Annotated in this window: 8 protein-coding genes and 1 pseudogene; 3 read left to right on the forward strand and 6 right to left on the reverse strand. The window is 68.5% G+C overall.

Translation table 11 applies throughout. The annotated features are described in order from the left end of the window. On the forward strand, positions 1–1,975 hold a 1,975-nt coding region (locus KDH83_RS27210; RefSeq protein ID WP_212321433.1), incomplete at its 5' end, for an FAD-binding oxidoreductase. A 200-nt stretch (positions 1,976–2,175) separates the two neighbouring features. On the opposite strand, the gene sodC is transcribed toward KDH83_RS27210, so the two are convergent. The 3 genes from sodC to KDH83_RS27225 form a co-directional block, all read right to left on the reverse strand. Continuing rightward, a complete protein-coding gene (sodC, locus tag KDH83_RS27215) occupies positions 2,176–2,703 on the reverse strand; it encodes a superoxide dismutase family protein (protein WP_212321435.1) in 528 nt (175 codons plus the stop codon). 150 nt (positions 2,704–2,853) lie between these two features. Then, positions 2,854–3,822, reverse strand: coding sequence for a tripartite tricarboxylate transporter substrate binding protein (locus tag KDH83_RS27220; protein WP_212321437.1), 969 nt, complete (start codon positions 3,820–3,822; stop codon positions 2,854–2,856). A gap of 169 nt (positions 3,823–3,991) precedes the next feature. Beyond that, on the reverse strand, positions 3,992–4,711 hold the full coding sequence (locus KDH83_RS27225; protein ID WP_212321439.1) for a YggS family pyridoxal phosphate-dependent enzyme: 720 nt from the start codon (positions 4,709–4,711) through the stop codon (positions 3,992–3,994). A gap of 197 nt (positions 4,712–4,908) precedes the next feature. Between KDH83_RS27225 and KDH83_RS27230 the strand changes: the two genes are divergently transcribed. Further along, positions 4,909–6,150 carry a PLP-dependent aminotransferase family protein gene (locus KDH83_RS27230; protein WP_212321441.1) on the forward strand — a complete coding sequence of 414 codons (1,242 nt, stop codon included), beginning with the start codon at positions 4,909–4,911 and terminating at the stop codon, positions 6,148–6,150. 188 nt (positions 6,151–6,338) lie between these two features. Next, the gene (locus KDH83_RS27235) at positions 6,339–7,358 is read left to right on the forward strand and encodes an amino acid ABC transporter substrate-binding protein (RefSeq protein ID WP_103271465.1); all 1,020 of its coding nucleotides are present in this window, start codon (positions 6,339–6,341) and stop codon (positions 7,356–7,358) included. A 229-nt stretch (positions 7,359–7,587) separates the two neighbouring features. Here the strand turns inward: KDH83_RS27235 and KDH83_RS27240 are convergent, their stop codons facing one another. From KDH83_RS27240 to KDH83_RS27250, 3 genes and pseudogenes are all read right to left on the reverse strand, one after another. Beyond that, positions 7,588–8,049 carry a hypothetical protein gene (locus KDH83_RS27240; protein WP_212321443.1) on the reverse strand — a complete coding sequence of 154 codons (462 nt, stop codon included), beginning with the start codon at positions 8,047–8,049 and terminating at the stop codon, positions 7,588–7,590. Continuing rightward, positions 8,046–8,954, reverse strand: coding sequence for a hydroxymethylglutaryl-CoA lyase (locus tag KDH83_RS27245; protein WP_212321445.1), 909 nt, complete (start codon positions 8,952–8,954; stop codon positions 8,046–8,048). Before KDH83_RS27245 ends, KDH83_RS27240 begins: the two co-directional genes overlap by 4 nt. Positions 8,955–9,169: 215 nt before the next feature. After that, a pseudogene (locus tag KDH83_RS27250) lies at positions 9,170–9,296 on the reverse strand (DNA-protecting protein DprA); the annotation flags it as partial.

The following is a 9,296-nucleotide window of genomic DNA, read 5'->3' on the forward strand; positions in this document are numbered from 1 at the left end:
GTCCGGTCCTGCACCACGTCGAAGACGCGCGCAGCCCGCCGCGCGCGTCTTCGCCGTGGTGCAGGACCGGACCATCCGCGTGTCCTGGAAGGTCGAAGTGCTGGCGGGCCTGCAGCGCCTGTTTTCCGGCGCGGCCGGCAAGCGCAGCCTGGATGAACTCGTCGCCATCCATGGCCGCGTGCTCAAGAGCCGCGTGTTCGTGGCCCTGCACATGCACGCCGGCGACGGCAACGTGCACACCAACATCCCGGTCAACTCCGACGACTACGGCATGCTGCGCGAAGCCCATGCGGCCGTCGAGCGCATCATGCAGATCGCGCGCGACCTGGACGGCGTGATCTCCGGCGAGCACGGCATCGGCCTGACCAAGTACGAATTCCTGACCGAGGCCGAGCTGGCCCCGTTCCAGGAATACAAGCGCCGCGTCGACCCCAACGGCCACTTCAATGCCGGCAAGCTCATGCCCGGCGCCGACCTGCGCCACGCCTGGACGCCCAGCTTCAGCCTGATGGGACACGAGTCGCTCATCATGCAGCAGAGCGACATCGGCGCCATCTCCGAATCCATCAAGGACTGCCTGCGCTGCGGCAAGTGCAAGCCGGTCTGTTCGACCCACGTGCCGCGCGCGAACCTGCTGTACTCGCCGCGCAACAAGATCCTGGCGACCTCGCTGCTGGTCGAGGCCTTCCTGTACGAAGAGCAGACCCGTCGCGGCGTCAGCCTGAAGCACTGGGAAGAGTTCGAGGACGTGGCCGACCACTGCACGGTCTGCCACAAGTGCTACACGCCCTGTCCGGTGGATATCGACTTCGGCGACGTGTCCATGAACATGCGCGCGCTGCTGCGTCGCATGGGCCGCAAGTCGTTCAACCCCGGCACGGCCAGCGCCATGTTCTTCCTGAACGCGAAGGATCCGGCCACCATCAACGCCACCCGCAAGGCCATGGTGGGCGTGGGCTACAAGATCCAGCGTGCCGCGCACGACCTGCTGTCGGGCCTGGCGCGCAAGCAGACCGCGCAGCCGCCCGCCACGGTGGGCAAGCCGGCGCTGCGCGAGCAGGTGATCCACTTCGTCAACAAGAAGATGCCGGGCGGCCTGCCCAAGCAGGCCGCGCGCAAGCTGCTGGACATCGAGGACGCCAACTACGTCCCGATCATCCGCGATCCCAAGTCGACCTCTGCCGACACCGAGGCGGTGTTCTACTTCCCCGGCTGCGGCTCCGAGCGCCTGTTCTCGCAGGTGGGCCTGGCGACCCAGGCCATGCTGTGGCACGCCGGCGTGCAGACCGTGCTGCCGCCGGGCTACCTGTGCTGCGGCTATCCCCAGCGCGGCAACGGCATGACCGACAAGGCCGAGCAGATCATCACCGACAACCGGGTGCTGTTCCACCGCGTGGCCAACACGCTGAACTACCTGGACATCAAGACCGTGGTGGTCAGCTGTGGCACCTGCTACGACCAGCTGTCGGGCTATGAGTTCGACAAGATCTTCCCGGGCTGCCGCCTGATCGACATCCACGAGTACCTGCTGGAAAAGGGCATCAAGCTCGACGGCGCCAAGGGCGTGCGCTACATGTACCACGACCCCTGCCACACGCCCATGAAGCTGCAGGATCCGATGAAGACCGTGCGTTCGCTGGTGGGCGATGGCGCCATCAAGAGCGACCGCTGTTGCGGCGAGTCCGGCACGCTGGCCGTGTCGCGGCCCGACGTGTCCACGCAGGTGCGCTTCCGCAAGCAGGAAGAGCTGCTCAAGGGCGCGGAGACGCTGCGCGGCGATGGCTACAACGGCGACGTGAAGGTGTTGACGTCCTGTCCGTCCTGCCTGCAGGGCCTGTCGCGCTACGAGGGCGACACCGGCATGGACGCCGACTACATCGTGGTCGAGATGGCGCGCCACATCCTGGGCGAAGGCTGGATGGAAGACTATGTGCGCCGCGCCAACGCGGGCGGCATCGAGCGCGTGCTGGTGTAGCCGTCACGCGCCCGCCTGCTGGCGGGTATCGCTGTCTTGCAAACGCCCGGCGGTTTCGCCGGGCGTTTTGCTTTGCGCGGCGCAGATCGATACGAGCATGGCGCCCAACCCGGAGCAGGCGCCGCGACAGGCCGTCGCCGGCCTCATGCGGCACATCAATGATCGCCATCGCTACCGGCGCGCCGGGCAGGCGCGGAGGTTCAGCGCACGACGCCGCAGACGATGCGCGCCCCGCCGCCGCCCAGCGGCGCGGGCGTGTCGCTGTAGTTGTCGCCGCCGGCATGGATCATCAGGCTGCGGCCCTTGAAATCGCTGGCCTTTAGGCGTGGCGCAACCACGGCGCCGTGGACGCTGCCATCGGCGGAAACTTCCAGGCGGGGCAGGTCGCCCTGGTGGCCCTTGCCGGCGGCGTGGCCCAGCTGCGGACCCAGGTGATGTCCGTGGCCGGCCGGATCCCAGTGACCACCCGCCGCGCCGGCGGGCGTGGCCTTGCCGTCGACCACGGTCGGGGCGCAGTCGCCGTTCTGGTGCAGGTGGAAGCCGTGCGGACCCGGCGGCAGGCCGCGCAGGTCCGGCGTCAGGCGGGCGCCGGCGGCGCTGTCCTCGATCTTCATGGTGCCGGCCAGCTGGCCGATGCCATCCGGCGTGACGTGCATCATCTGCACGGTGAAACTGTGGGCCGCGGCCGGCAGGGCCAGGGCCAGGGAAAGGAAAACGCGGGCTTTCATGAAGACTCCTGATTGATGCGCATCGCGCGATGGTTGCGGCGATTAGAGCCAGCGCATGAAAGCGCCGGAAGCAAGCTCAAGAGTTCATCAAGGCGTCGGGACGAAAAAAAACGCGGCCCGAAGGCCGCGTCCCGTGTCATGCCGGCGCGCTCATTCGAGCTTGATGCCGGCCTTCTTGATCACGTCCGCCCAGGCGGTGCGTTCCTGGTCGGCATAGGCCTTGAATTCCTGTGCCGACAGCGGCATGGGGATCACGCCCATGTCCATCATCTTCTGCGAAACGGCCGGGGTCTTGAGCGTGGCGTCCAGATCGGCCGACAGCTTCTTGACCACGTTCTCCGGCACGCCGGCCGGCGCCACCAGACCCTGCCAGGCGTAGGCGGTGAAGTTGGCCACGCCCTGCTCGGCCATGGTCGGCGCGTCCGGCAGCACGGCGACGCGCTCGGGCGTGGCCGCGGCCAGCACGCGCAGCTTGCCCGCCTTCACGTTGGGCAGGCCGGCGGCCAGGTCGATGAACATCACGTCCACCTGTCCGCCCAGCAGGTCCTGGATGGCGGGCGCGGCGCCCTTGTAGGGCACGTGCAGCAGCTCGGCGCCGGTGCGCTGCTTGAAGAGCTCCAGCGCCAGATGGTGGGGCGAGCCCGCGCCGGCCGAGGCGGCGGTCAGCTTGCCCGGTTCTTTCTTGGCGGCCGCGATCACGTCGGCCACCGACTTGTACGGCGAGTTCACGTTCACCGCCAGCAGCAGCGGGAACTTGGCGATGCCGCCGATGTAGGTGAACTTGGACGGGTCGTAGGACAGCTTGGCGTACAGCGAGGGGTTGAAGGCCAGCGTGCCCGAATCGGCGGTGCCGATCATGTAGCCGGACGGCTCGGCCTGGGACACGGCGGTCGCGCCGATGATGGTGGCCGCGCCGGGGCGATTCTCGACCACGATGGTCTGGCCCAGCGGCTTTTCCATGCCGCCGGCGACCGTGCGCGCGACCACGTCGGCGCCGCCGCCGGCCGGATAGGGCACGATCCAGCGGATCGGCTGGGTGGGCCAGGATTGGGCGCTGGCAGCCGTGGCGGCCAGGGACAGGGCGGCCAGCGCCAACAGGCGCTTCGCGTGCTTGTGCATGGGGTTGTCTCCTCGTGCGGGATCGATATGGATGCGCGGGCGGGCGCCGCTCGGCGCGGCCGCGCTGTTTTGCGCCGTTATTATGCCTGCGCGTTTCGGCGCATGGTTGCGGTTTTTCAGGCGCTGCGGCGCGGCATCCGGCCGCCCGGGCGCGCGCGATGAGGTCCGGCTATTGCGGCTCGGGATAGCTGCGGGCGCCGAAGATGGCCGTGCCGATGCGCACCTCGGTCGAGCCTTCCTCGATGGCCAGCTCGAAATCGCCGCTCATGCCCATCGACAGCCGGTCCAGCGACATGCCGTCGGGCAGGTCCTGACTCAGCCGATCGCGCAGCTCGCGCAGCGCGCGAAAGCACGCCCGCACCTCGGCGGGATCGGGCGAGTTCACGGCCAGCGTCATCAGGCCGCGCACGCGCAGCGTGGGGAAGTCGGACGCGATGCGGCGCAGGAAGGCCGGCACGTCTTCCGGCGCCATGCCGTATTTGCTGGGTTCGCTGGAGGTCTTGACCTGCACCAGCGCGTCCAGCGTGCGGCCCTCTTGCGCCAGCCGGCGGTGCAGGGCCTCGGCCAGATCCAGGCGGTCCAGCGATTGCACCTCGGCGGCGTCGCGCGCGGCGTCCTTGGCCTTGTTGGTCTGCAGATGGCCGATCAGCACCCATTGCAGGCCCTGCCCCGACAGGGCGGCCGCCTTCTGGCGGATTTCCTGCGTCTTGTTCTCGCCGAACCGGGTCAGGCCCAGCGCCATGGCTTCGCGGACGGCGTCGACGCCGAAGGTTTTGCTGACGGGCAGCAGCGTCACGTCCAGCGGGTCGCGGCCGGCGCGCTGGCAGGCCTGGGCGATGCGTAGCCGGATCTGGGCGAGGCGCCCGGCCATGGTGTCGATGGCGGTCATGCAGGTCTCTGGAATATGCGATGTCCCATAGTTTAGGACTGTGGCGGCGGGTTCCGCTACACGGGGTCGGGATGGCGTTGACCCTGTGCAATTCGCAGGCTTAGAATTTATCGGCATTTCTTTATGTCTCAAGGTTCCAAGCCATCCGGCGCCGCCCCGCGGGCGACACGGTCCTTCCTCCTGCCCATCGTCCCGCCATGTCCAGCGCAGCGCCCGAATACGCCTTTGCCACGCCCTTCCTGAATCCCCCCGCCTCGCCGATCCGCTCGCTCATGCCCTACGCCATGCGTCCGGGCACGATCTCGCTGGCCGGCGGCTATCCGGCGCCCGAGCTGTTCGACGTGGACGGCCTGTCGCTGGCCTCGTCCCAGGTCATGGCGCGCCTGGGCGCCTGCCTGCAGTATTCCAACATCGATGGCCAGGCCAGCCTGCGCCATGAGCTGGCGCGCCTGTCGGCCGCGCGCGGCCTGCGCTGCGACGCGGACACCGAGCTGGCCGTCACCGGCGGCTCGCAACAGGCGCTGGCGCTGCTCACGCGCGTCATGCTGCAGCCGGGCGACCACGCCATCATCGAGACGCCGGCCTTTCCGAATTCGGTGCAGGCGCTGCGCTATACCGGCGCCACCGTGCACACCGTGCCGTCCGGCCCCGAAGGCATCGACGTGGATGCGCTCGATGAACTGGCCGCGCGCGTCAAGCCCAAGATCGTGTGCGTGGTGGCCTCGTTCTCGAACCCCTGCGGCGCGACGCTGACGCGCGCGCGCCGGCTGCGCCTGCTGGAGCTGGCCGTCAAGCACCGCTTCCTGATCGTCGAGGACGATCCCTACAGCGAGCTGCGCTTCGCCGGCGAGGCCGTGCCGCCCATCGCCGCGCTGGCCGAGGGCGAGGCCCGTCACTGGGCCGTCTACCTGGCCAGCATGTCCAAGACCATGGCGCCGGGGCTGCGCATCGGCTGGCTGGTGGCTCCGCCCGCGATCCGCGGCCGCTGCGTCAGCGCCAAGGCGGCCGACGACATGGCCTGCTCGGCCTGGATCCAGGAAGTGGTGGCGCAATACCTGGCCAACGGCCGCTACGAAGAGCATGTGCCGCGCATCCGCGCCGCCTATGGCCTGCGCTGCGACGCGATGGCCGAGGCGCTGTCGCGCGAGCTGGACGGGCGCGTGCGCTTCAGCAAGCCCGAGGGCGGCATGTTCTTCTGGGCCCGCCTGACGGGCGAGATCGACGCCACGCGGCTGTTGCCCTACGCCATCGAACATGAAGTCGTGTACGTGCCGGGCAAGGCCTTCTACGCCGACGCGGCGCAGGCCGACCTGCACGCCATGCGCATGTCCTTCGCCACCATGAACGAGGCACAGATCGCCGAGGGCATGGTGCGGCTGGGCCGCGCGCTGGATGCCTGCGAGGCCAACGCGCCGGTGTCGATTTCGCTGGCGGCCTGATCCTTCGCAAACGCGCGCGGCGCGGCGGACCGCCGCCACGGTTTACTCTTGTTCCCGCCTGTCACGCTTCCTGCGTGGCAGGCATACCTAAATAAGCGGCCGTTATTTGTTGCGGGCGCCTTATGTCGATAAGCTTCGCGGCTTGGCGCGTTTCCGCGCCCGGCATCAACAGGACAGGAATCCAGGTCATGAACATTGCAAAAGGCTTGATCGGCGCGGCGCTCTTGGCGGCCGCGGCACAGGGCGCGCAAGCGGCCACGCTGGACGTGGTGCGCCAGCGCGGCGCCGTGACTTGCGGCACGACCACGGGCTTCGCGGGCTTTTCCGCGCCCGACGCGCAAGGCAAGTGGCAAGGTCTGGACGTGGATCTGTGCCGCGCCGTGGCCGCCGCGGTGTTCGGCGACGCCGACAAGATCAAGGTGGTGCCGCTCAATTCGCAGCAGCGCTTCACGGCCCTGCAATCGGGCGAAGTGGACGTGCTGACGCGCAACACCACGGTCACGCAGCAGCGCGACACCGCGCTGGGCATCATCCACGCCGGCATCAATTTCTATGACGGCCAGGGCTTCCTGGTGCCCAAGTCGCTGGGCGTCAAGAGCGCCAAGGACATCAACGGCGCCACCATCTGCCTGCAGACCGGCACGTCCAACGAGAACACGCTGGCCGACTGGGCGCGCGCCAATCACGTCACCTACAAGCCGGTCGTCATCGAGACCTTCAACGAAGTGGTCAACGCCTTCGCGGCCGGCCGTTGCGACGTGTTCTCCACCGACGCCTCGGGCCTGGCCTCGATCCGCATCTCCAAGCTGCAGAACCCGGACGACTACGTGGTGCTGCCCGAGATCATCTCCAAGGAACCGCTGGGCCCCTTCGTGCGCCAGGGCGACGACGCCTGGCTCAACATCGTGCGCTGGTCGCTGTCCGCCATGATCGAGGCCGAGGAATACGGCATCACTTCCAAGAACGTGGACGACCTGGCCAAGAACAGCGCCAACCCCAACATCAAGCGCATCCTCGGCGTCACCGCCGGCAGCGGCGCCAATCTGGGGCTGGACGAAAAATGGGCCTACCAGATCGTCAAGCAGGTGGGCAATTACGGCGAAAGCTTCGAACGCCACGTCGGCCAGGGCAGCCCGCTGAAAATCCAGCGCGGCCTGAACGCGCAATGGACGCAAGGCGGCCTCATGTACGCACTGCCGATCCGCTAGCCCGCCACGGCAAATCCGCAAGACAAGAAAACGGCCTCATGCAAAACATGAGGCCGTTTTTTCTGACCGCTGATTCGACTTCGCCACAACGAAGCCACCGCAGCTACAGTCGAGCCATCCCCTCCGCATGCCACCAGCGCCCCACCATCGGGGCAGCACGGATCCGGCTCCGCAGGTCCGTAGCTGCGCCCCCCTGGGGGGGAAGCGCGCAGCGCTTCGGGGGGGGAGATCAATACACTCTAGCGATCTTGACGAACGCCGCGCGCAGCTCGCGCGTGCCGCCCTGGAAGATCACCGGCCGGCCGCTGTACGTGAAGATCACCAGCCGCTTGGAAAACAGCATGGGCACGAAGCGCGCCTGGCGCACGTCTTCCCAGGCCACTTCGCGGCGTCGGTACCAGCTCTGGCGCAGGCCGCGCTCGTCGATGGTGGTGATCGAGGTCTGCATGTGCCAGGCCACGAACAGCAGCGCGGCGAAGCACAGGCCGGCCAGCAGGGCGGGCAGCGCTTCGAGCGCGTCCGGCGCGCCGATGGCGGAGGTGACCGCCTGCACGCCCAGCACCGCCAGGATCACCCAGGACAGGATGCGGACCCAGTCGGGCCAGGCCTGGCCCGACAAGGGCAGGGGCCCGATATCGCGCAGCAGCGCGGCGCGTTCCTCGGCGGTCGGCGCGCTTGCGTTCACGCTCATGCGGCGCGCTTGGCCGCGATGGCGTTGCCGGCGCGGCTGGAGCCCTTGCGGTTCAGATGGCCGGCCATCCATTGGCCGATGTCCACCACGGCGTCGAAGTCCACGCCGGTGTCGATGTCCAGGCCGCGCAGCATGTACAGCACGTCCTCGGTGGCCACGTTGCCGGTCGCGCCCTTGGCGTAGGGGCAGCCGCCCAGGCCCGCCACCGAGGTGTGGAAGATCGAGATGCCGGTTTCCAGCGCGGCCAGGATGTTGGCCAGCGCCTGGCCGTAGGTGTCGTGGAAATGGCCGGACACGCGCGCAGGATCCACCACCCGCGTCACCGCTTCCATGACTTCGCGCACGCGTCGCGGCGTGCCCACGCCGATGGTGTCGGCCACGTCGATCTCGTCCACGCCCATGGCCAGGTAGCGGCGCGCCACATCGACCACGGCTTCCGGCGCGACCTCGCCCTGGTAGGGGCAGCCCAGCGCGCAGCTGATGCTGCCGCGCACGCGGATGCCGGCCGCGCGCGCCGCTTCGGCCACGGGCTCGAAGCGGGCGATGGATTCGGCGATCGAACAGTTGATGTTCTTTTGCGAGAAGGCCTCGCTGGCCGCGCCGAAGATCACGATTTCGTCCGCGCGGGCCGCCAGCGCGCCCTCGAAGCCCTTCATGTTGGGCGTCAGCACCGAGTAGATCGTGCCGGGGCGGCGCGCGATGCGCGTCATCACCTCGGCGCCGTCGGCCATCTGCGGCACCCACTTGGGCGAGACGAAGGAAGCCGCCTCGACATTGGGAAAGCCGGCGGCGGCCAGGCGGTCGATCAGCTCCACCTTGACGTCGGTGGGCACGAATTCCTTTTCATTCTGCAGACCGTCGCGGGGCGATACTTCGACGATCTTGACGCGGGAGGGCAAAGCCATGTCTCTTCCTGTATCGGTACGGGCCAGCGCGGCCCGGAACCATATTACCGCGCATGAAACCGGCATGGTCCGGCCCCGCTAAATGCCGCTGATGCCGCGCGGCCAGGCAGTCTCTTGAGGGCTGGCGCGGTGCGGGCATGGCGCGGATTCGCCGCGTCGCGCCGCGTGCGCGGCAGGCCTGGCGGGCGGCGGCGCATGCGCTGCTTCGCGCGGCCTCACTTCAAGCGCTGGTAGCGTCCGTCGTCGAGCCGCGCGACGCGCGACGCCAGTTCCAGCTCGACCAGCTGTGTCTGCAGGTCGGCGATGTCCAGGCCGCTGCGAGCCTGGATGGCGTCCAGGTGC

Origin of the sequence: Achromobacter sp. Marseille-Q0513, assembly GCF_018195695.1 — a bacterium.
In the GTDB taxonomy this organism is placed as follows: Bacteria; Pseudomonadota; Gammaproteobacteria; order Burkholderiales; family Burkholderiaceae_B; genus Achromobacter.

Coding starts and splice junctions, on each gene's coding strand:
- KDH83_RS27245 (WP_212321445.1), bottom strand. CDS start 8,954: ATGGCTTTGCCCTCCCGCGTCAAGATCGTCGAAGTATCGCCCCGCGAC.
- sodC (WP_212321435.1), bottom strand. CDS start 2,703: ATGAAAGCCCGCGTTTTCCTTTCCCTGGCCCTGGCCCTGCCGGCCGCG.
- KDH83_RS27240 (WP_212321443.1), bottom strand. CDS start 8,049: ATGAGCGTGAACGCAAGCGCGCCGACCGCCGAGGAACGCGCCGCGCTG.
- KDH83_RS27235 (WP_103271465.1), top strand. CDS start 6,339: ATGAACATTGCAAAAGGCTTGATCGGCGCGGCGCTCTTGGCGGCCGCG.
- KDH83_RS27220 (WP_212321437.1), bottom strand. CDS start 3,822: ATGCACAAGCACGCGAAGCGCCTGTTGGCGCTGGCCGCCCTGTCCCTG.
- KDH83_RS27225 (WP_212321439.1), bottom strand. CDS start 4,711: ATGACCGCCATCGACACCATGGCCGGGCGCCTCGCCCAGATCCGGCTA.
- KDH83_RS27230 (WP_212321441.1), top strand. CDS start 4,909: ATGTCCAGCGCAGCGCCCGAATACGCCTTTGCCACGCCCTTCCTGAAT.